Annotated in this window: 18 protein-coding genes; 9 read left to right on the top strand and 9 right to left on the bottom strand. The window is 60.8% G+C overall.

What is annotated here, in order from left to right:
• Positions 1-21 precede the first annotated feature (21 nt).
• The 8 genes from U367_RS0100500 to U367_RS0100465 all read left to right on the top strand — a co-directional run bounded on the left by U367_RS0100500 (position 22) and on the right by U367_RS0100465 (position 7,553).
• Positions 22-1,215: an SfnB family sulfur acquisition oxidoreductase gene (locus tag U367_RS0100500; protein ID WP_028615288.1), complete on the top strand. Its 1,194-nt coding sequence runs from the start codon at positions 22-24 to the stop codon at positions 1,213-1,215.
• Entirely contained in the window at positions 1,215-2,594 is a 1,380-nt protein-coding gene (locus tag U367_RS0100495) for an LLM class flavin-dependent oxidoreductase (RefSeq protein WP_028615287.1), read from the top strand. The genes U367_RS0100500 and U367_RS0100495 overlap by 1 nt, the downstream gene beginning before the upstream one ends.
• Positions 2,591-3,406, top strand: a complete 816-nt coding sequence (locus tag U367_RS0100490) for a MetQ/NlpA family ABC transporter substrate-binding protein (protein ID WP_016974992.1) — start codon at positions 2,591-2,593, stop codon at positions 3,404-3,406. The genes U367_RS0100495 and U367_RS0100490 overlap by 4 nt, the downstream gene beginning before the upstream one ends.
• Complete coding sequence (locus U367_RS0100485) at positions 3,403-4,518, top strand: methionine ABC transporter ATP-binding protein (protein ID WP_028615286.1); 1,116 nt, start codon at positions 3,403-3,405, stop codon at positions 4,516-4,518. Before U367_RS0100490 ends, U367_RS0100485 begins: the two co-directional genes overlap by 4 nt.
• The gene (locus U367_RS0100480; RefSeq protein WP_028615285.1) at positions 4,508-5,152 is read left to right on the top strand and encodes a methionine ABC transporter permease; all 645 of its coding nucleotides are present in this window, start codon (positions 4,508-4,510) and stop codon (positions 5,150-5,152) included. Before U367_RS0100485 ends, U367_RS0100480 begins: the two co-directional genes overlap by 11 nt.
• A gap of 90 nt (positions 5,153-5,242) precedes the next feature.
• The gene (locus U367_RS0100475) at positions 5,243-6,508 is read left to right on the top strand and encodes a hypothetical protein (RefSeq protein ID WP_028615284.1); all 1,266 of its coding nucleotides are present in this window, start codon (positions 5,243-5,245) and stop codon (positions 6,506-6,508) included.
• Between the two features lie 76 nt (positions 6,509-6,584).
• Positions 6,585-6,854 (top strand): hypothetical protein, encoded by a 270-nt coding sequence (locus tag U367_RS0100470; protein WP_028615283.1) that lies wholly within the window; start codon positions 6,585-6,587, stop codon positions 6,852-6,854.
• A 72-nt stretch (positions 6,855-6,926) separates the two neighbouring features.
• Complete coding sequence (locus U367_RS0100465) at positions 6,927-7,553, top strand: class I SAM-dependent methyltransferase (protein WP_028615282.1); 627 nt, start codon at positions 6,927-6,929, stop codon at positions 7,551-7,553.
• A gap of 40 nt (positions 7,554-7,593) precedes the next feature.
• On the opposite strand, the gene U367_RS0100460 is transcribed toward U367_RS0100465, so the two are convergent.
• From U367_RS0100460 to U367_RS0100445, 4 genes are read right to left on the bottom strand one after another with little or no spacing between them, the layout of a single operon-like run.
• Positions 7,594-9,777 (bottom strand): glycoside hydrolase, encoded by a 2,184-nt coding sequence (locus U367_RS0100460; protein WP_032864030.1) that lies wholly within the window; start codon positions 9,775-9,777, stop codon positions 7,594-7,596.
• 2 nt (positions 9,778-9,779) lie between these two features.
• Positions 9,780-12,833, bottom strand: coding sequence for an efflux RND transporter permease subunit (locus tag U367_RS0100455; protein WP_028615280.1), 3,054 nt, complete (start codon positions 12,831-12,833; stop codon positions 9,780-9,782).
• On the bottom strand, positions 12,830-13,900 hold the full coding sequence (locus U367_RS0100450) for an efflux RND transporter periplasmic adaptor subunit (RefSeq protein WP_028615279.1): 1,071 nt from the start codon (positions 13,898-13,900) through the stop codon (positions 12,830-12,832). Before U367_RS0100450 ends, U367_RS0100455 begins: the two co-directional genes overlap by 4 nt.
• A complete protein-coding gene (locus tag U367_RS0100445) occupies positions 13,897-14,979 on the bottom strand; it encodes an efflux RND transporter periplasmic adaptor subunit (RefSeq protein WP_028615278.1) in 1,083 nt (360 codons plus the stop codon). Before U367_RS0100445 ends, U367_RS0100450 begins: the two co-directional genes overlap by 4 nt.
• Positions 14,980-15,100: 121 nt before the next feature.
• Between U367_RS0100445 and U367_RS0100440 the strand changes: the two genes are divergently transcribed.
• Entirely contained in the window at positions 15,101-16,261 is a 1,161-nt protein-coding gene (locus U367_RS0100440) for an AAA family ATPase (protein WP_028615277.1), read from the top strand.
• A 90-nt stretch (positions 16,262-16,351) separates the two neighbouring features.
• Here the strand turns inward: U367_RS0100440 and U367_RS0100435 are convergent, their stop codons facing one another.
• From U367_RS0100435 to U367_RS0100410, 5 genes are all read right to left on the bottom strand, one after another.
• Positions 16,352-17,200 (bottom strand): transporter substrate-binding domain-containing protein, encoded by an 849-nt coding sequence (locus U367_RS0100435; RefSeq protein WP_028615276.1) that lies wholly within the window; start codon positions 17,198-17,200, stop codon positions 16,352-16,354.
• Positions 17,197-17,973, bottom strand: coding sequence for an amino acid ABC transporter ATP-binding protein (locus tag U367_RS0100430; protein WP_028615275.1), 777 nt, complete (start codon positions 17,971-17,973; stop codon positions 17,197-17,199). Before U367_RS0100430 ends, U367_RS0100435 begins: the two co-directional genes overlap by 4 nt.
• Positions 17,970-18,629: an amino acid ABC transporter permease gene (locus U367_RS0100425; protein ID WP_028615274.1), complete on the bottom strand. Its 660-nt coding sequence runs from the start codon at positions 18,627-18,629 to the stop codon at positions 17,970-17,972. The genes U367_RS0100430 and U367_RS0100425 overlap by 4 nt, the downstream gene beginning before the upstream one ends.
• Positions 18,610-19,275 (bottom strand): amino acid ABC transporter permease, encoded by a 666-nt coding sequence (locus tag U367_RS0100420; RefSeq protein ID WP_028615273.1) that lies wholly within the window; start codon positions 19,273-19,275, stop codon positions 18,610-18,612. Before U367_RS0100420 ends, U367_RS0100425 begins: the two co-directional genes overlap by 20 nt.
• Positions 19,276-19,768: 493 nt before the next feature.
• Positions 19,769-20,551 (bottom strand): MetQ/NlpA family ABC transporter substrate-binding protein, encoded by a 783-nt coding sequence (locus U367_RS0100410; protein WP_028615272.1) that lies wholly within the window; start codon positions 20,549-20,551, stop codon positions 19,769-19,771.
• Between the last annotated feature and the right edge of the window lie 72 nt (positions 20,552-20,623).

The raw sequence follows: 20,623 nt of genomic DNA, 5'->3' as shown, positions 1-20,623 counted from the left end.
ACCAGACCTCTGGAGAACACAATGACTGTCTCTACTCACGTCGCGGTTATCACCAGCGACGAACAAGCCCTTATTGTCGCCAGCGACCTGGCCGAAGACTTCCGCCGCGACAGCGCCCAGCGCGACCGCGAGCGCCGCCTGCCGCTGCCTGAGCTGGATGTATTCTCGCGTTCCGGACTGTGGGGTATCAGCGTGCCCAAGGAGTACGGTGGCGCGGGTGTGTCCAACGTCACCCTGGCCAAGGTCATTGCACTGATCGCCCAGGCGGATGCTTCCCTGGGCCAGATTCCTCAGAACCATTTTTATGCATTGGAAGTGCTGCGTGTAAACGGCAGCCCGGCGCAGCAAAAACGCCTGTACGCCGAAGTCCTCGCCGGCCAACGCTTCGGCAACGCGCTGGCGGAACTGGGCACCAAGACCGCTCACGACCGCGTAACCTCCATCACCCGCGACGGTGACGGTTTCCGTATCAGCGGTCGCAAGTTCTACTCCACCGGCGCGATCTACGCGCAACGCATCCCTACGTCGGTGGTGGATGAACAGGGCGTGCAGCAACTCGCCTTTGTGCCGCGCGATAGCGAAGGCCTGAGCGTGATCGACGACTGGAGCGGCTTCGGCCAGCGCACCACCGGCAGTGGGTCGGTAGTGTTCGACAACGTGTGGGTCGCCGCGCAAGACGTGATCCCGTTCCAGAGCGCCTTTGAACGCCCCACAACCGTCGGCCCCCTGGCGCAGATCCTTCACGCCGCCATCGACACAGGCATCGCGCGCGCGGCCTTTGAGGATGCGTTGCACTTTGTGCGCACCAAGACCCGCCCGTGGATCGACTCCGGCAACGACAAAGCCACCGAAGACCCTCTGACCCTGAAAAGCTTCGGGCACCTGAGCATCCGCCTGCACGCCGCCGAGGCGCTGCTGGAGCGCTCGGGTGAATTCCTCGACCGGGCCCAGGCCGACAGCAATGCCGAGACGGTTGCGGCCGCCTCGATCGCCGTCGCTGAAGTACGCGCCTTGAGTACCGAAATTTCCCTGGCCGCCGGCAGCACCTTGTTCGAACTCGCCGGCAGCCAGGCGACCCTGGCCGAGCACGGTCTGGATCGCCACTGGCGCAACGCCCGCGTGCACACCCTGCACGACCCGGTGCGTTGGAAGTACCACGCGGTGGGCAATTACTACCTCAACGATGAAAACCCACCGCTGCGGGGGACCATCTGATGGCTAAGAAGAAAATCCTGCTCAATGCCTTCAACATGAACTGCATCGGGCACATCAACCACGGCCTGTGGACCCATCCACGGGACACGTCCACCCAATACAAGACCATCGAGTATTGGACCGAGCTGGCCAAGACGCTGGAACGCGGGCTGTTCGATGGTTTATTCATCGCCGATATCGTCGGCGTGTATGACGTTTATCAGAACTCGATAGACGTACCGCTCAAAGAGTCGATCCAGTTGCCGGTGAATGACCCGTTGCTGTTGGTCTCGGCCATGGCGGCCGTCACCCAAAACCTCGGCTTCGGCCTCACCGCCAACCTCACCTACGAGCCGCCGTATCTGTTCGCCCGGCGCATGTCCACGCTGGATCACCTGAGCCGTGGCCGGGTCGGCTGGAACATCGTCACCGGCTACCTCGACAGCGCCGCCAAGGCCATGGGCCTGACCGAGCAGGTCGAGCACGACCGTCGCTACGACCAGGCCGACGAGTACCTGGAGGTGCTGTACAAGCTCTGGGAAGGCAGCTGGGAAGACGGCGCGGTGCTCAACGATCCGCAGGCGCGGGTATATGCGCAGCCCGGCAAAGTGCACAAGGTCGAGCACCACGGCGGGTTCTACCAGGTGGAGGGTTATCACCTGTGCGAGCCCTCGCCGCAACGTACGCCAGTGCTGTTCCAGGCCGGCAGTTCGGATCGGGGGTTGCTGTTCGCCGGCCGGCATGCCGAGTGCGTGTTTATCAGCGGGCAGAACAAGGCGGCGACCAAGGTCCAGGTGGACAAGGTGCGTGCCAGTGCGGTCGAGGCCGGGCGCAATCCGGATGACATCAAGGTGTTCATGGGCCTCAACGTGATCGTGGGCGCCACCGAAGCGCTGGCCTGGGAGAAGCACGCCGAGTACCTGAGCTACGCCAGTCCGGAGGCGGGCGTGGCGCATTTCTCGGCGTCTACTGCGATTGATTTCGCCCAGTACGAGCTGGACGAACCGATCCAGTACGTGAAAAGCAACGCGATCCAATCGGCCACCAAGAACCTGCAGAACAACGACTGGACCCGGCGCAAGTTGCTGGAGCAACACGCCCTGGGCGGCCGCTACATCACCCTGGTCGGCTCGCCCGAACAGGTCGCCGACGAGCTGGAATCCTGGATCAGCGAAACCGGCCTGGACGGCTTCAACCTCACGCGCATCGTCACGCCGGAAAGCTACGTGGACTTCATCGACCTGGTGGTGCCGGAGCTGCAAAAGCGCGGGTCCTACAAGACCGCGTACGAGACCGGCACGCTGCGCGAAAAAGTCTTCCACGGCAGCGCCCGTCTACCCGAACAACACACCGGTTCCACCTACCGCCAAACGGCTTCTCTGACTGGAAATACCCTATGAAAAAGACACTGCTCGCTCACCCAGTCAAAGCACTGGCCCTGGCTTTCGGACTGTTCAGCTCGGCCGTGTTCGCCGCCGATGCGCCGTTGAAAATCGGCACCACTGCGGCCTTTGCAATTCCTCTTGAAGCCGCCGTGGCCGAAGCCGGCAAGCAAGGCTTAAAGGTCGAGCTGGTGGAATTCACCGACTGGATCGCGCCGAACGTCAGCCTCGCGGCCGGCGATATCGACGTGAACTACTTCCAGCACATCCCGTTCCTGGAAAACGCCAAGGCCGCTGCCGGTTTTGACCTGGTGCCGTACGCGCCGGGGATCATCAACAACGTCGGCCTGTATTCGAAGAAGTACAAGAGCATCAACGACCTGCCCCAAGGCGCCAGCGTGGCGATTGCCAACGACCCGATCAACAGCGGTCGCGGCCTGCAATTGCTGGCCAAGGCCGGGCTGATCACCCTCAAGCCGGGCGTGGGCTACAAGGCCACCGAAGAGGACATCGTTTCCAATCCAAAGAAGATCAAGATCCTGCAGGTTGAGGCCGTGCAACTGGTACGCGCCTACGACGACGCCGATCTGGTGCAGGGCTACCCGGCGTATATCCGCCTGTCCAAGACCTTCGATGCCGAGTCGGCACTGCTGTTCGACGGCCTCGACCACCCGGAATACGTGATCCAGTTCGTGATCCAGCCGAAAAGCAAAACCGACCCTCGGGTGATCAAGTTCGTCGATATCTACCAACATTCGCCGGTCGTGCGCGCCGCGTTGGACAAATCCCTGGGCAAGCTCTACCAGGTCGGCTGGGAAGATAAAAAATGACCGCCGCCAACGCCCAACTGCGCGACCTGGGCCTGCCGCCCAGGGACGCCGAGCAGACCGAGCTGCACCCTGACCTGAACCGCGCCCATGTACGCTTTATCAACTTGGGCAAGACCTACGACGGCACCGTGCACGCCTTGCAAGGCATCGACCTGGCGATCCAGCGCGGTGAAGTGTTCGGCATCATCGGCCGCAGCGGTGCCGGCAAGTCGTCGCTGATCCGCACCATCAACCGCCTGGAGCAACCCAGCAGCGGGCGCGTGCTGATCGATCAGGTGGACATCGGCGGCTTCGATGAAGACCGCCTGGTGGAACTGCGTCGGCGCATCGGCATGATCTTCCAGCATTTCAACCTGATGTCGGCCAAGACGGTGTGGCAGAACGTCGAGTTGCCGTTGAAAGTGGCGGGCGTGCCGAAGCTGCAACGCGAGCAAAAGGTACGCGAGTTGTTGGAGCTGGTGGGCTTGCAGGACAAACACAAGTCTTACCCGGCGCAACTGTCCGGCGGGCAAAAACAACGCGTGGGTATCGCCCGTTCGCTGGTGCACGACCCGCAGATTCTGCTGTGTGACGAGGCCACGTCGGCCCTGGATCCGGAAACCACCCAGTCGATCCTCGGCCTGCTGCGCGAGATCAACAAGCGCCTGGGCTTGACCATCGTATTGATCACCCATGAGATGGCAGTAATCCGCGAAATCTGCGACCGCGTGGTGGTGTTGGAACACGGGCATATCGTTGAACAAGGCCCGGTGTGGCAAGTGTTCGGCAACCCGCAGCATGACGTCAGCAAAACCCTGCTGGCGCCGCTGCAACACGGGCTGCCGGACGAGTTGCAGAGCCGTTTGCAAGCCACACCGGCATCCGCCGACGCCGCCGTGGTGCTGCGCTTGCAGTTCACCGGCAGCGATACCGACGAGCCGGACCTGGCTGCGCTGTTCAGCGCCCTCGGCGGGCGCGTGCGTTTGCTGCAAGGCGGCGTGGAACGCATCCAGGGACATGCCCTCGGGCAACTGCTGCTGGCGGTAAGTGGATCGACCCACGACGCCAACGAGCTGCGCATCCGCGCCGGCAATTGGGCACAACAGGCGGAGGTGCTGGGCTATGTGGTTTGATCGTTTAGTGCAGGGCGCCATCGACACCTTGTTGATGGTCGGCGTGTCGTCGCTGATTGCGTTGCTGGTGGGCATCCCGCTGGCGGTGTTCCTGGTGACCAGCGACAAAGGCGGCATCTACCAGGCACCGACGCTTAACCGCGTGCTGGGGGCGTTCGTCAATCTGTTCCGCTCGATTCCATTCCTGATCCTGATGGTGGCGTTGATTCCGTTCACCCGGTTGATCGTCGGCACCACCTATGGCGTATGGGCCGCCGTCGTGCCGCTGACCATCGCCGCCACGCCGTTTTTCGCGCGGATCGCCGAGGTGAGCCTGCGTGAAGTCGATCACGGTCTGATCGAGGCTGCGCAAGCCATGGGCTGCCGTCGCTGGCACATCATCTGGCATGTGCTGCTGCCGGAAGCGCTGCCGGGGATTGTCGGCGGGTTCACCATCACCCTGGTGACCATGATCAACTCGTCGGCCATGGCTGGCGCGATTGGCGCGGGAGGATTGGGCGATATTGCCTACCGTTATGGGTATCAGCGCTTTGATACGGAGATCATGCTCACGGTGATCGTGTTGCTGGTGATTCTGGTGGCGGTGATTCAGTTGGGGGGTGATCGGTTGGCGCGGGTGCTGAACAAGCGGTGAGTACTGGTTTGTACCTGTTAACTCTGACAGTTGTTGCCTTTTTTCTTTTCGCCTCTAATCAGCCCATCTCTCTCCAAGGATGGGCTCAAAATGAACAAGCTCCTGAAGAGCTTCATAGGCTTCCTGCTGGCGGGCGCATTTGGGTTGAACGCCAACGCCGCCACGTACGTCAACCTAGGCCATGCGGCAGGCGAGCAGTGCGAAACCGCTAGCGTCAACGACAACGGTATCGCCGTCGGCAATTGCTCTCCTGCCAGTACCAGCGCCAACAACGTACCCTTTGTTGCAAACGTGAACACACCCAACTCGCAGACGCCACTGGCACCACTGCTTGCTCATCAACCCTGTTTCGTCAGCGTCGTCTCCACTGGTGGCTGGATTGGGGGTACCTGCAGCAATGCCAACAATGTCTACACGGCAGTGGTCTGGAACGCAGCGACGCCAGGCAGCCCACCGATTGCCCTCGCGCCGCTTCCGGGCACATTGCTGCGTGCCGCAGATGTGCGAACCACTATCACTGCGTTCAACCAGCGCGGAGACATGATTGGGTGGAGCATCAGCAGTAACGAAGAGCGCTCCACTGTCGTGTGGTTAGCCGGCAGTGGCACGCCTGTGCGAATTTTTTCGTCTCTGCTTGGGCTGCTCGGCTACAACGATAAGTGCATCCCCACCGACGTGAACAACACCCTGGCCAGCGGCTATCCCAGCATTGCCCTGAATTGCCCAGGCACAAACGGCATTACCACAGCCCAAATTGCCCAGGCGAATGCCTCCGGCTATGCCGTCACGTCCCTACCTATCGCGGGTGGGGCCAACCGCTGCACTGTCCGCGGCATCAATAACTCGGTGCAAGCGGTGGGTGATTGCGAGTACCCCCAGGCCGACATCAACCTGACCCGGACGACTGTCTGGAACACGCCTAATACAGCACCGCTGACGCTGACCCTCGCGGTTAACTCCAAGAACGCCGGACTGGCAATCAACAACGTGGGAATTGCGTTGGTAGCTCGCCAGGATGCTACGGGCAGAACCAGCTATCTGACGTGGCTCCCCAGTGCTGGGGTGTTAGGCATTCAACTGATTGTCCCCCCCACCGGGGCGGTTTGGGCGCAAGCGTTCAGCGTCGCTGACAACAGCACCGTGGCGCTCAATAGCACTGACAGTAATCAATACAGCACTGGGTGTATCTGGGCGCCGGCGACGAGTAATAATCCCGCGACTATCAGTTGCCTTGCCTCAATCGGTGGCGGCAAGAAAAACAAACTGAACGCGCTCTCGCAGAGCGGGAGTTATGCCGCAGGGACGAATGTTGATAGTGCACAGAACCTGGATGCGGTGGTAGCGCCACTGCTGTGATGGGTGTGCAGTCAATGCTGTATTTGCGCACATGCGCGGTGAGGCCATAATTAACTGACTCTGGAAGACGAATAATATGTTCAACATCCTCAGCTTCGGCAGGTGCGCGACGCTTGTACTCATGTTTATGGCAACTGGTGTAGGCAATGCAGTAGCAACGCCGCTTAACGCCACTATTCGTATTTATTTGGCAGAAACTTATGCCTCCGTGGTTGAACCCACCCGTTCCGAGGGGCAGATCCTCCAGCTAGGCCAGCACATTAGCGACCCAATACAGCTCAGTTATTACCTTCGTGTCTTCGGTAATGAAATACGATCTGGAGGTATATACGATATAGATATGTGAGCCACTCACCGCCCCAAGCCTGTTAGCGAAACATGGGATATAGTCACCGATTAACCGCCCAAGTGTCTCGCTATGAAACTCGCCCCCGACGACCTCGACCAGATCACCTCCACCACCCTCGGCCACTACAACAAGGTGGCCGAGAACTTCCGTGAAGGCACCCGCGATCACGATGTGAGCCAGAACATCGACGCGCTGTTGCGACATATCCAGGGCACAGGGCCGTTTACCGTGCTGGATTTTGGCTGTGGGCCGGGGCGGGATTTGCAGACGTTTACGCGCATGGGGCATATCGCCGTGGGGTTGGACGGCTCGGAGCGGTTTGCGCAGATGGCACGGGAAGACAGTGGTTGCGAGGTGTTGCAGCAGGATTTCCTGAAGTTGGACTTGCCTGTCGAGCGCTTCGACGGGGTGTTTGCCAATGCGGTGCTGTTTCATATTCCCAAGCAGGAATTGCCGCGTGTGCTCAAACAGTTGCACGGGGCACTGAAGGCAGGCGGTGTGTTGTTCAGCTCCAATCCTCGGGGCGAGAATCAGGAAGGCTGGAATGGGCCGCGGTATGGGTCTTATCACGACCTGGAGGCGTGGCAAACGTTGCTCACCGCCGCAGGTTTTGTCGAATTGGAACACTACTACCGCCCCGCCGGGCTGCCTCGTGACCAGCAGCCTTGGCTAGCCAGCGTCTGGCGCAAACCCTGACCGCTTTTTGTGGCGAGGGAGCGTGCTCCCTCGCCACAGGTTATTTCACCTGATATACCTCGGCTTTTTCACCCTTCAGTAGCGCCGTCACACTCCGAGCGGCATACCCTGCTTTTTTCTCACTGGAAAAATTCGCCACCAACCGTGTTCCATCGGCAAACGTGGTTTCCTGCACCAACCGATCCGCTGTCAGCCAACGAAACCCGGTCAGTTCCTGCGTGGCCAAACGCTGATGCAGTGGGCGGAAAAAGGCATCCTGGCGTTGGATCAGTGGCAGTCGCTGCTTCAGGGTCGCAGCACTCAAGTGATACAGCGGCGGTACATTGTAGAGCAGTTGGGTCAGCTCGTTTTCTACCTGCACATTGCTCAGTTTCAGGCTATCGAACAACCAGTGATGGGTCGTGATCACCGAGCCATGGAACACCGTCTGATACAGCGGCAAGCGCATGCTCGGCTCAAAGTACAGCGTGCGAAACGGTTCTTTCAGCGGCACCGGCTTGAAGAACACCGCCGGCTGCTCCGGCGGGAACCAGTTACCGACGTAATAGGGTGACTGCTTGTCCTTGGTCATCGCTGGATCACCCCAACCGATCACCGGCGTCTGCATGCCATGAGCAAACAGAATGCCCTGTGCCGTGATGGCGTTGCCGTCTTCAGAACCTGTGGGCAACTTGAGCGCGGTATTGATCCAGCGGGAGGCGTCGATGTTGCCCTCGGCGTTTTGCGCCTGGGTCATCGGCGCACTGTCGCGGTAGCTGTCAAACACCATGCTGGTGGCGTAGGCATCCAGGAACCAGGCGTTGAAGCCGGCCTTGGCTTGGACGGCCTGCACCCGCGCCTCCAGCAACGACCGCACACAGCGCGGGTCGGTGTAGTGCCCGGACTGTTGAAAACCGGTCTTGACCTTGCCGCCCTTCAACACAATCGCGCAGTTGCGGTAGGCATTACTGCCAAGGTGGGCGGTGGTCCAATCGGGGTTTTCCGTGGCAGATAACGCAGTTTCATAAGAGTCGTAGGGCGCCATCAGGAAACCCGCATCGACACCGGCACGAATCGCCTCGGGGTGCCACAGGCCGCCTTCCCAGCCTTCGCCAAGGGTCAGCAATACACGGGGCAAGCCGGCGTTGCTCAGCGATTGAATCACCGGGTTGCCCCAGGCTGACGGGTTTTCACTGAGGGCACCGGCAAAGTCCACGGCCAACTCGCTGCGCAATTCGCCATAGCGCGCAGCGAGCCGTGCCATATCGGGCTCTGCTATCTGCCAACTCTGCCGGGCCTTCTTGTTGATCGCTGCGTTCAGACCTCGCAGCAGCACCGTCTGCTCATAGCGGTTCAACGCCGAGGCCTGCGCCAGTACCTTGGCAGACTCCTTATCCAGCAAGCCTTTGAGTTCATGCCCACGCAAGCGCTTGAGCAGCAGCGGCCAGTCAAGCACATCCTCCAATGCCAGCAGGTCATTGCCCCAGAGGTAGATATGACTGGCGCCCAGCAACTTCTGCGCCTCGGGCGTCTGGCGCAGCTTGTCCGCCAAAGGCTCGTACCGCCCCTGCTCCACCAGCCACTGGCGATAGCGCTTGGCGCCGGCCAAAGGATCGCCATCGCCCAGATGCAACCGCAAGGTCATCGGCGCCCCAGGGTCGAGCGAGGTGAATTCATGGGCCAGGGACAGCGCCCGGTCCTGTTGCCAGCGCAGGCGATTGTTGTAGGGGTTGGTCAGCAACCAGTTGAGGGTAAACGTGCCATGGTCGACACCCCAAAGCGGCAGGCTGAGATCCTGGGTCGTATTGAGGTCGCCTTGCTCCAGCAGAAACGTTTTCCATACGGCGTTATCGGCGGGTACGTAATGCCCTTCGGCCAAAGGCCACATAAAGCCTTTGCCCAAGGCACTGGCCGGTTGTTGAAGAATGGGGATTTCACCCGGCTCACGCGCACGGATGGACAGCGCCAGGTCGCGCTGCTCAAGGGTAGCGCTCACACGAAAGGCACCGTCATCCCACTGCCAATCGGCCTGTTGGTCGCTGTGTGCAAGCTGACTGACAGCACGCGCCGCTACGCCGCTGGAAGCTTGTATTGTCGGTTGCCCGCCGGGGGTCACGCGGATCGCAAGGGTGGCCGGGTCGAGTTCGACCCGCCACAGCGCGTTTTCCAGAACGGTACCGGCCAAAGCCACGGGCGACAGCAACAGGGTGCAGATCAACAAACCGTGGCGCAGGAAGTGGGGCATGTTCAGCTCTGTTCGTGTTTGGGCTCGCGGATCTTGTACCAAGCCACATACAGCGCAGGCAAAAACAAAAGTGTTAACAACGTCGCAATGATGATCCCGCCAATCATCGCGTAGGCCATCGGCCCCCAGAACACCTCACGGGCGATGGGGATCATGCCCAGGCTCGCCGCTGCCGCCGTCAGCAGGATCGGCCGGCGTCGATGCTCGGTGGCTTCCACCACCGCATCCCACGGCGTATAGCCCGCCACTTCGTACTCATGAATTTGCGTCACCAGAATCACCGAGTTACGGATGATGATGCCGATCAGCGCCAGGATCCCCAGAATCGCCACAAAGCCCATGGGCGTGCCGGTGGGGATAAGCGCCAACACCACGCCAATCAAACCGAGCGGCGCGACACTCGCCACCAGGAACATCTTCTGCACGCTGTGCAGCTGGATCATCAGGAAGGTCGCCATGAGGAACAGCATCAATGGCACCACGCTGGCAATCGGGCCCTGGGCCTTGCCGCTTTCTTCCACGGTGCCACCGGTGGCGACTTTGTAGCCCACCGGCAAGCCGGCGCTGAATTTGTCAATCTCCGGTTTGAGCTGTTTCACCAGGTCCGTCGGCTGCATCTCATCACGCACCGACGCCTTGATGCTGATCGTCGGTTTACGGTCGCGACGCCACACCAAAGGCTGCTCCAGCTCATAGCGCACCGTGGCGAACGCCAGCAGCGGAATCGAGGTGCCGTTAGGCGTGACGATCTGCAGGTTCTGCAAGGTTTCCGGCGTACCGCGCTCGGCATCTTCGGCACGGCCGACCACGTTGATCAGGTAGATATCGTCGTGTACCTGAGTCACCGAGGCACCGCTGACCACGCTGTTCATCAACTGCGCCACGTCTTCCGACGACAGCCCCAGTTGCCGCGCCTTGTCCTGGGCGATGTCGATACGCAGCACTTTGCCCGGCTCGTTCCAGTCGTAGATGATCTCGCCCAGGTGGGTGTTCTTGTCCAGCAAGGTCGCCAATTCGATGGCGTGTTTGCGCACTTGATCGGTGTCTTTGCCCGACACGCGATACTGAATCGGCCTACCTACCGGCGGACCCATTTCCAGCGGCTGCACAAAGCTGCCAATGCCGACGAAGTCATCGCGCAGGCGCTTTTGCAGGCGCGCGATCAATTCGCCGCGCTCTTCCAGGCCCTTGCTCACGATGACCAACTGCGCGTAGTAGGGGTTTTCCAGTTGCTGGTCGAGGGGCAGGTAGAACCGGATCGCGCCCTGGCCAATGTAGGTGCTCCAGCGTGCAATGTCCGGGTCGTCCTTGATGATCGCTTCCAGGCGGTCGACGGCCTTGCGCGTCTCGTTGATCGAGGCGTTTTGCGGCAGGTTCAGGTCAACCAAGATTTCCGGGCGGTCCGATGACGGGAAGAATTGGTTCTGCACGAACTGCATGGAAAACACCGACCCCACAAACAGCGCCACGGTGATGCCAATCGCCCACCAACGGTTACGCATGGCCCACAGCATGCCGCCATTGAACGCCCGGCCAATCCGCCCCGGCTCAGCATCGTGAGGCTTCACATTGGCACTGAGGATATGCACGCCGATCACCGGCGCAAACAGCACCGCCACCACCCACGACACCAGCATCGCCACGGCAATCACCGCGAACAGGGTGAAGGTGTACTCGCCCGCCGAGCTGGCATTGAGACCGATCGGCACAAAACCGGCGACCGTCACCAGGGTACCGGTGAGCATCGGGAACGCCGTGGAGGTGTAGGCGTAGGTCGCCGCCTGCTCCTTGGTTTCGCCTTTTTCCAGACGCGTGATCATCATCTCGACGGTGATCATCGCGTCATCCACCAACAGGCCGAGGGCGATGATCAACGCGCCCAGCGACACCCGCTGCATGGTGATGCCGCTGTATTCCATGAACACAAACACCAGCGCCAGCACCAGCGGAATCGAGCACGCCACCACCAGCCCGGCGCGCATGCCGAGGCTGATAAAGCTCACCACCAGCACGATGATCACCGCTTCGAACAGCGCACTGGTAAAGCCGCCGACGGCCTCCTCCACCACCTCCGCCTGGTCGGACACCTTATGCACGCCGACGCCCACCGGCAGGTCGGCGGTCAGTTCGTCCATTCGCGTGTGCAGGGCCTTGCCGAACGACTGGATATTGCCGCCCTTCTGCATGGCAATCGCCAGGCCGATTGCCGGCTTGCCGTTGAAGCGGAACATCGGCCGCGCCGGGTCGACATAGCCTCGACTAATGTCGGCAATGTCCGCCAGGCGATAGAAGCGGTCGTTGAGCCGCAGGTTGACGTTGGCCAGGTCCTTTTCCGAGGCGAACTGCCCCGACGTGCGCACCGAAATGCGCTCCGGCCCGGCCTCGATCACACCGGCCGGCGTCACCGCGTTCTGCGATTGCAGGCTCTGCACGACCTGGCGCTGGTCAATCCCCAGGGCCGCCAGTTTGCGCGTGGAGAAGTTCAGGTAAATCACTTCGTCCTGTTGGCCGATCATCTCGACCTTGCCCAGCCCCGGTACCGAACGGATCTCGGCGCGCACCTGCTCCACATAGTCACGCAACTGACGCATCGACAGGCCGTCGCCGGTAAAGGCGTACACCGAGCCGAACACGTCACCGAACTCATCGTTGAACGACGGCCCCTGCAAACCCTGAGGGAAGGTGCCGCGAATGTCGTCGATTTTCTTGCGGACCTGGTACCAGATCTCGGGGATGGCCTTGGCACTGGTGGTGTCCTTGAGGAACACGAACACCGTGGACTCGCCCGGCCGGGTGTAGCTTTTCACGTAGTCGAGGGAGTCGAGCTCTTCGAGTTTTTTCTCGATGCGGTCGGTGACCTGCTTGAGGGTTTCTTCCTGGGTCGCACCCGGCCAGCGGGTCTGGATCACCATGGTCTTGATGGTGAACGAAGGGTCTTCCTCGCGACCCAGGTTCATGTACGAGAACACGCCCATCAACAGCGCGACGAACATCAGGTACCAGACGAAGGACTGATGCTTGAGGGCCCAGTCGGATAAGTTGAAGCTCCCTTTCATCGCGGGCTGTCCTCGTCGATTTTGACTTTTTGCCCAGGCTTCAGGCTGTTCACGCCGGCGGTGACAATACGCTCGCCGGGTTTGACGCCGCCGTTGAGCAAGGCGCTGCTGGCGTCACGGCTGATCACCGTGATGTCGCGCGGTTGCACGGTCTGGCTTTGGGTGTCGAGCAGCCAGATGCGGGTCTTGCCGTCGACCTCCTGCAAGGCACTCAGGGGCAATTCGATGCGCGGCGCGATGGCGGTGCTCAAGGTCACGCTGATCGCCGTGCCAAGGCGGAACGCGGGCGGTGTTTCGGCCAAGGTCAGGCGCGCACGACGGGTGCGTGTGGCACTCTGGGCCTGGGGTTCGATCTCGCGCACGATGGCGGTGGTGTTGACGCTGGGGTCCAATTGCCCGGCGACCAGGAACACCACGTCATGGGGCAGGCGCTCGGCCAGGCCGGCGGGCAGGTCGATCACCGCTTCCTTGATGTACGGGCGGGCCAGGGTCACTACTTGCTGGCCGGCGCTGACTACCTGGCCGGCCTCGGCATTCCAGGCCGTGACGATGCCGGCGTGGTCGGTGCGCAGTTCGGCGTAGTTGAGTTGGTCCTTGGCTTGGTTGACGGACGCTTGCGCCTGGTCGAGAGAGGCCTGGGTGGTTTTCAGGTCGGTCTGGGCAATATCCAATTGGGCCTGGGCGCCGACGCCCCGGTTGAACAGTTCCTGCTGGCGCCGGGCGTTGGCCTGGGCGTTGATAAATTGCGCCTGGACGCGGGCCAGGTCGCCCTGGGCTGCGCGCAACTGGTTCTGTTGATCGGTAGGGTCGAGGACGGCGAGCAAGGCGCCCTTCTCCACCTCGGCGCCCACATCCACGGCGCGGCGGGCAATGCGGCCTGGCACACGGAAACCCAGGTTGCTTTCATAACGGGCCTGGATGGTGCCGGCGAAACGGCCGAGGTTTTCCTGGTCCTCGGCTTTCACTTCCATGGACAGCACGGGGCGCACCGGTTCGGGTGTTGGCTCTTCCTTCGAACAAGCCACCAGCAACAGGCTGGCGGCGAGTAACACCATCAGGCGCTTCATGGCTGGGCTCCTTGCTGGGCGATCTCGACGATCATGCCGGGGTGCAGCAATTGCCCGCCAGCCACCACGACTTTTTCGCCGCCCTTTAGGCCATCGCCAATGATGACTTTGCCGGTGAGGTAGCGCGCCACGGTGACTTTGTGCAATTGCGCCTTGCCGTCGCTGTCGATCAGCCATACGGCAGGTTCGCTGAGGTCCTTGGTGAGCGCGGCCCAAGGCAATTCAATACTGGCCTTGGCCGGGCCGTTGGCGGTAGCGCTCACTACAGAACCCAACTCCATGCCCTTGGGCAGCGCTTGCAGAGCGATCTTCACCTGCACGGTACCCGTGTTGGCCGCCACGGCAGGCGTGACTTCACGCACCTTGCCCACGGCCTTGATGCTCGGGTTATCCAAGAGGCTGACGGTGATCGGCGCCTCCGGCGGCGGCTCCACCAGCAGCGACTCATAGACGTTGAACACCGCATCGCGCTCGCCATCGCGCGCCAGGCTGAAGATCGGCACGGTGGCCTGCACTACCTGGCCGACTTCTGCCTGGCGCGCGGTAATCACTCCCGGCGCTTCAGCGATCAGCGCGGTATAGCCGAGCTGTTCGCGGGCGTTGGCCAGTTGGGCCTGGGCGGCGGCCAGGGCACTTTGGCTGCTGCGCAACGCGGCCTGGGCGGAATCGTATTCGCTGCGGCTGGTGTAGCCCTTGGGCAGGAGCTTTTCCTGGCGCACGAAGGCGGCGGCCGTCTGTTTGACCCGCGCTTGCTCGGCCACAACCTGGGCCTGGGCGGAATCGACGTTGGTCTGCAAGTCTTTGGGATCGAGCTTGGCCAGCACTTGCTTGGCGCTGACGCGATCACCCACGTCCACCATGCGCTGGATGATCTTGCCGCCCACACGGAAGGACAGATCGGTTTGCACACGGGCCTGGATATCGCCGGTCAACGTGACTGCTGCGGCAAAATCCGCCGGCTGCACGGTCTGCACGAATACCCGCGAGTGCTGCTTGGGCTCAGCCTTTTCCTCGCCACAGCCGCTCAGCAGCGCGAGTAGGCCAATTCCGAAAATACAGGTGCAAATGCGACCGCCCATGCAGGCTCCTTGTGCGTGATGCCGACGTGCCAGTGTGTATGCGACTGTGAGCTTAGTTCAGGGTTCCTTATCTGCATGGAGGCTCCCATACTCCAATGGTTCCCACGCCGACTGAATGCCCATGCTCAAGACCCTCGCGGTGGCCAATTACCGCTCGATCAATAAATTGGTAGTGCCCCTGGACCGACTCAACCTGGTCACCGGCCCCAATGGCAGCGGCAAGTCCAACTTGTACCGCGCCCTGCGCCTGCTGGCGGAAACCGCCCAGGGCGGAGTGATAAATGCGCTGGCCCGTGAGGGTGGGCTGGATTCGACCTTCTGGGCCGGGCCGGAGACCATCAGCCGGCGCATGCGCAGCGGTGAGGTGCCGGTCGAGCCCATCGTGCGTCAGGACGTCAAACGCTTGCGCCTGGGCTTTGCCGGGGAAGATTTCAGCTACGCCATTTCCCTGGGGCTGCCGGAAAAAACGCTGTCCTATTTCTCGCTGGACCCGGAAGTGAAGAAGGAATGCATCTGGGCCGGCCCTATCTACCGCCCGGCCAGCCTGCTGGTGCAGCGTTCCGGGCCGATGGTGCGGGCGCGTGAGGGCCGCGCCTGGGATGTGCTCGCCCAGCACACGCCGAACTACCACAGCCTGTTTGATCAGGTTGGCAGCCTGCGCGGTTCGCCGGAGGTGTTGCTGCTGCGCGAAAGCATCCGTGGCTGGCGCTTTTATGATCACTTTCGCAGCGATGTCGACGCGCCGGTGCGCCAACCTCAACTGGGCACACGCACGCCAGTGCTACATCACGACGGGCGCGACCTGGCGGCGGCGTTACAGACCATTCGTGAAATCGGCGATCCCGAGGCATTGCAGCGCGCAGTCAGCGACGCTTTCCCCGGCGCACGCCTGAATATCGAGCCCTTGCAGGGCGGGCGCTTTGCGATTGAGTTTTATCAGGAAGGTTTGCTGCGGCCATTGTCGGCGGCGGAGCTGTCGGACGGGACTTTGCGTTATTTACTGCTGATCGCGGCGCTGCTCACACCTCGCCCACCGACCATGATGGTACTGAACGAACCGGAGACCAGCCTGCACCCGGACCTGCTACCTGCGTTGGCGCGCTTGATCATCCAGGCATCCCAACAGTGCCAGGTGTGGGTGGTGTCCCATGCCAGCCGCTTGATTGCGGCGTTGCAGCAGGATGAGGGGTGCAATTCGATTGTGTTGGAGAAGGTGTTGGGGGAGACGCGGATAGTTGGGCAAGGGATTCTGGACGCGCCGGCGTGGCATTGGCCGCAATAGCCGGTGACTGGGAGGGCCTCATCGCCGGCAAGCCGGCTCCTACAAGGACTACGGTGACCTTTAGGAGCCGGCTTGCCGGCGATAGCTGAATCAGCCCTGCCACTTCCCGCCTTCAACAATCACACTTTCCGGCTTGGTGTCATCGCTCAGTTCTTTACGCACATATTGGTCGTACAGCTTGAGCAGAAACTTCTCCTCGCCCAACTTCGCCAACTCGGTGTTCACCCAGTCGCGCAGTTCGATGTTGCCCTTCTTCACCGCGGGTGCAATCGGCGCTTCATCACCCAGCGTTTCTTCCAGCACACGGTAGCCCGGGTTCTGCTTGGCCCAGCTGAACAGCACAAGGTTGTCCTGGGCATAGGCATCACCACGGCCGGCAGACAACGCCTGCAACGACTCGGAGTTTTTCTCGAACTTGAGCAGTTTCCAGTCCGGGTGGTTCTTGGTCAGCCAGATATCGGCGGTGGTGCCGGTGGTGACGATGGTGGTGCGGGTGGCCAGGTCATCCAGGCTTTTTACCGCGCTGTCGTTTGGTACCAGGGCCTGCACCGCGACTTTCAGGTTGGGGTTGGTGAAGTCGACTGCTTCCTTGCGTTCCGGGGTCACGGTCATGTTGGCGAGGATCAGGTCGACCTTATCGCTTTGCAGGAACGGAATACGGCTGGCCGGCTCGACGGCAACGAACTCGACCTTGTTTTCATCGCCCAGCAGGTCTTTGGCGAATTGGCGACCGATGTCGGTATCGAAGCCTACGTAACGGCCAGCTTCGTTCACAAAACCAAACGGCGGTTTGTCGGTGAAGACACCGACGATCAGTTTGTCACGGGCCTTGATCTTATCGATGTAACTGACAGCGGCAGGTTTTACAGGCTCTTCGGCCTTTTTATCGCAGCCGGCCAGCAGAGCGACGGCAAACAGTGGCAGCAGTAACTTTTTCATATCAGCTCCAGTTCCTTGGTTTTCTTGGGCAGTGTTGAAACAAAGGAGAACTTCTCCAGGAACTGCTGCGCTCGTGCGGTTTGCGGGTTCGTAAAGAATGCCTCGGGGGTGTTTTGTTCGAGGATGCGACCGGCCTCCATGAACACCACGCGGTCGGCGACGGCGCGGGCGAAAGCCATTTCGTGGGTAACGATCAGCAAGGTCATGCCATCGCGGGCCAGGCCCTGGATCACTTCCAGCACTTCCTTGACCATTTCCGGGTCGAGGGCTGCGGTGACTTCGTCAAACAGCATGACCTGAGGGTCCATGCACAACGAGCGGACGATAGCGATGCGTTGCTGTTGGCCACCGGACAGCTGGCGCGGGAAGGCGTCGCGCTTGTCGGCCAAGCCCACGCGTTCCAACAGTTTCTCGGCCTGTTCGCGGGCTTCGCGCGGGTCGCGCTTTTGCACTTTCAGTGGGCCGAGCAGAATGTTGTCGAGCACGCTCATGTGCGGGAACAGGTGGTAGCTCTGGAACACCATGCCGATGTCCTGACGCACCTGGCGCCAGTCGGTGTGTTTGTCCAAAAGTTCTTTGCCGGCAAACCGCAGGCTGCCGCTATGCGCCACTTCCAGGCCGTTGAGGCAACGCAGCAAGGTGCTTTTGCCGCAGCCGCTGGGGCCAAGGATCACTAGCACTTCGCCGCTTTGCACGCTCAGGTCGATGCCCTTGAGCACCTGCGCCTCGCCGAAGAATTTGTTGAAACCCTGGAACTCGATCAATGCACTCATGCTTGGGCCCAGCGCCGTTCCAGCACCTTGGAGGCGGCCGACAACGGGTAGCAGATAAAGAAGAAAAACAGGAACAGCACGCCGTAGATCAATACAGACTCATAGGTGCGTTCGATGATTTGCTGGCCGACCTTGATCACGTCCACCACGCCGATCAGCACCGCCAGGGAGCTGGTCTTGATGATGCGTGTGTAGACGTTGATGGTCGGCGGCGTCATGCGTTTCAGGGCTTGGGGCAGCAGCACGTAGCCATAGAGCTGCGGGTCCGAGAGACCAATCGACAACCCCGCTTCACGTTGCCCGCGTGGCAGCGAATGCAAGGCACCGCGCACCACTTCGCCCACCTCGCTGGCGCCCCACAGTGACAGCACCAGCACTGCACACCAGAAACTCGGAATGCTCAGGCCGAAGAAAATCGGCAGCCCGAAAAACAGCAGGTACAACCACACCAACACCGGGATCGCGCGGAACAGCTCCAGGTACACCCGCAGCACCGCGTTGATCAACCGTTTGTTCAACGTGCGCAGCACGCCATACAACACGCCGCCGATGGTGCTGAACGCGATGCTCAAGAACGAGATCGACAGGGTTTGCGCAGCGCCCTTGCCCAGTTGCGGCAACGACACCCACAGCAACTCAAGACCCGAACTGGCCATGCTGGAGCCTCCTTTCCAGGCGGCTGAGCAACAGCGACAGCGGCAAGAACAGCAACACGCAGATCAACGTCAGCACGGCGAGCATTTCGTAGGTCTTGTAGTAGAGGGCGATGTAGCTCTTGGTGGTGTAGAGAATCTCCGGCACCGCCACGGCGGAAACCACGGTGGTCTCCTTGAGCAGGAAGATGAAATTGGCGAACAACGCCGGCAGGCTGAGGATACCGGCCTGAGGCAGGATCACATGGCGCAGCAGTTGCCAGTCGGACAGGCCGATGGACTTGCCCGACTCGATCTGCGCCAGCGGCACGGCCTCCACGCCCGCACGCAACACTTCGGTGAGGTAGGCGCCGCCGAGGAAAGTCATGGTGATGATCGCCGCCCAGAACCCGGAGATATTGAAACCCAGGGCCGGCAGCGCGAAGTACACGAAGAACAGCTGGATCAACAGCGGCGTGTTGCGCGCCAGCTCCACATAGAGCGCCACCAGGCGCGACAGGTACGGCATGCGAAACACCAGCAGCGCCGCGTTGATCAGCGCCACCAGTAACGAGGTGGCAATGGCGAACAGGCCGACTTGCAGCGTCACGCCCACGGCTTTCAGAAACGCCGGGAGCGTGCTGAGGATAAAAGCGAAATCGAAGGTCATTTCCAGTCCATGACGCCGCAAGGGTAATGCAGCGAGCGCAATCCGATCCGGCATGGGTAACGCCGGGTAGCGCGAACTTTAAAGGTATAAAAAAGAAAATTTAAATACCTAAATAGCATATTGATATCACCCAAAAAGATAACCCCCGGATTCGCGGGTTTGACGGGTGACAGCTATGGTTGGAGGGTCTGAGATTCGAGGGATCGAACCATGCAGGAAGTGAAACCGATTGATCCGCAGGAGCTGGTGAAATGGTTGGTGGCGCTGCGGCGGGCTATCAACAGCCGCGCTCTCTAAAATACACCGCCGACAAAGGTGGGAGCTGGCTTGCCTGCGATAGCGGTGGATCAGCCAGCACGCCATTAGCTGACAAACCGCCATCGCAGGCAAGCCAGCTCCCACAGTTTTAACCGCATTCCAATGCCGAGCATAAAAAAACGCCGACGCTGTAACAGCCGTCGGCGTTCAAACCTTGAAGGGGGTTTGGGTTACATCAGAACGCAGGCACTACCGCGCCGTTGTACTTCTTTTCGATGAACGCTTTGACTTCCGGGCTGGTCAGGGCCTTGGACAGTTTCTGGATAGCATCGCTGTCCTTGTTGTCCGGACGAGCCACCAAGAAGTTCACGTATGGCGACTTGGCGTCTTCGATGATCAGCGCGTCCTTGGCTGGGTTCAGGCCAGCTTCTAGGGCGTAGTTGGTGTTGATCAGGTCCAGGTCAACCTGGTCCAGCACGCGTGGCAGCAGGGCCGATTCCAGCTCTTTGAATTTCAGGTGCTTGGGGTTGTCCTTGATGTCTTTTGGCGTGGCCAGGGCGTTGGTCGGGTCTTTCAGGGTGATCACGCCAGCTTTCTGCAGCAGCAACAGGGCACGGCCGCTGTTGGAGCCTTCGTTCGGGATGGCCACGGTGGCGCCATCTTTGAGCTCAGAAATGTTCTTGATCTTTTTCGAGTAGCCGCCGAAGGGTTCAACGTGCACGCCGACCACAGTCACCAGGTTGGTACCCTTGCCCTTGTTGAAGTTTTCCAGGTACGGCAGGGTCTGGAAGTAGTTGGCGTCCAGGCGTTTCTCGGCAACCTGTACGTTGGGCTGTACGTAGTCGGTGAAGACTTTGATTTCCAGGTCCACGCCTTCTTTGGCGAGGGTAGGCTTGACCAGTTCGAGGATCTCGGCGTGCGGGATCGGGGTGGCGGCCACCACCAGTTTCTCGTTGGCCTGGGCGAAGCTTGCAGTCAGGGCAGCCGCCAGTGCGGTAAACAACAGAACCTTTTTCATGCAGTGTCCTTATCGAAATTCCGGGGCGTCTCTGACGACCGTTTTTTATGAGGTGTGCCAGCGAAGTGCTAT

The sequence above is a fragment of the Pseudomonas canadensis genome (assembly GCF_000503215.1).
In the GTDB taxonomy this organism is placed as follows: Bacteria; Pseudomonadota; Gammaproteobacteria; order Pseudomonadales; family Pseudomonadaceae; genus Aquipseudomonas; species Aquipseudomonas canadensis.
Note: the sequence above shows the minus strand (reverse complement) of the source record. Positions and strands in the feature narration are given on the sequence as shown.

Coding starts and splice junctions, on each gene's coding strand:
- U367_RS0100500 (WP_028615288.1), top strand. CDS start 22: ATGACTGTCTCTACTCACGTCGCGGTTATCACCAGCGACGAACAAGCC.
- U367_RS0100495 (WP_028615287.1), top strand. CDS start 1,215: ATGGCTAAGAAGAAAATCCTGCTCAATGCCTTCAACATGAACTGCATC.
- U367_RS0100490 (WP_016974992.1), top strand. CDS start 2,591: ATGAAAAAGACACTGCTCGCTCACCCAGTCAAAGCACTGGCCCTGGCT.
- U367_RS0100485 (WP_028615286.1), top strand. CDS start 3,403: ATGACCGCCGCCAACGCCCAACTGCGCGACCTGGGCCTGCCGCCCAGG.
- U367_RS0100480 (WP_028615285.1), top strand. CDS start 4,508: ATGTGGTTTGATCGTTTAGTGCAGGGCGCCATCGACACCTTGTTGATG.
- U367_RS0100475 (WP_028615284.1), top strand. CDS start 5,243: ATGAACAAGCTCCTGAAGAGCTTCATAGGCTTCCTGCTGGCGGGCGCA.
- U367_RS0100470 (WP_028615283.1), top strand. CDS start 6,585: ATGTTCAACATCCTCAGCTTCGGCAGGTGCGCGACGCTTGTACTCATG.
- U367_RS0100465 (WP_028615282.1), top strand. CDS start 6,927: ATGAAACTCGCCCCCGACGACCTCGACCAGATCACCTCCACCACCCTC.
- U367_RS0100460 (WP_032864030.1), bottom strand. CDS start 9,777: ATGCCCCACTTCCTGCGCCACGGTTTGTTGATCTGCACCCTGTTGCTG.
- U367_RS0100455 (WP_028615280.1), bottom strand. CDS start 12,833: ATGAAAGGGAGCTTCAACTTATCCGACTGGGCCCTCAAGCATCAGTCC.
- U367_RS0100450 (WP_028615279.1), bottom strand. CDS start 13,900: ATGAAGCGCCTGATGGTGTTACTCGCCGCCAGCCTGTTGCTGGTGGCT.
- U367_RS0100445 (WP_028615278.1), bottom strand. CDS start 14,979: ATGGGCGGTCGCATTTGCACCTGTATTTTCGGAATTGGCCTACTCGCG.
- U367_RS0100440 (WP_028615277.1), top strand. CDS start 15,101: ATGCTCAAGACCCTCGCGGTGGCCAATTACCGCTCGATCAATAAATTG.
- U367_RS0100435 (WP_028615276.1), bottom strand. CDS start 17,200: ATGAAAAAGTTACTGCTGCCACTGTTTGCCGTCGCTCTGCTGGCCGGC.
- U367_RS0100430 (WP_028615275.1), bottom strand. CDS start 17,973: ATGAGTGCATTGATCGAGTTCCAGGGTTTCAACAAATTCTTCGGCGAG.
- U367_RS0100425 (WP_028615274.1), bottom strand. CDS start 18,629: ATGGCCAGTTCGGGTCTTGAGTTGCTGTGGGTGTCGTTGCCGCAACTG.
- U367_RS0100420 (WP_028615273.1), bottom strand. CDS start 19,275: ATGACCTTCGATTTCGCTTTTATCCTCAGCACGCTCCCGGCGTTTCTG.
- U367_RS0100410 (WP_028615272.1), bottom strand. CDS start 20,551: ATGAAAAAGGTTCTGTTGTTTACCGCACTGGCGGCTGCCCTGACTGCA.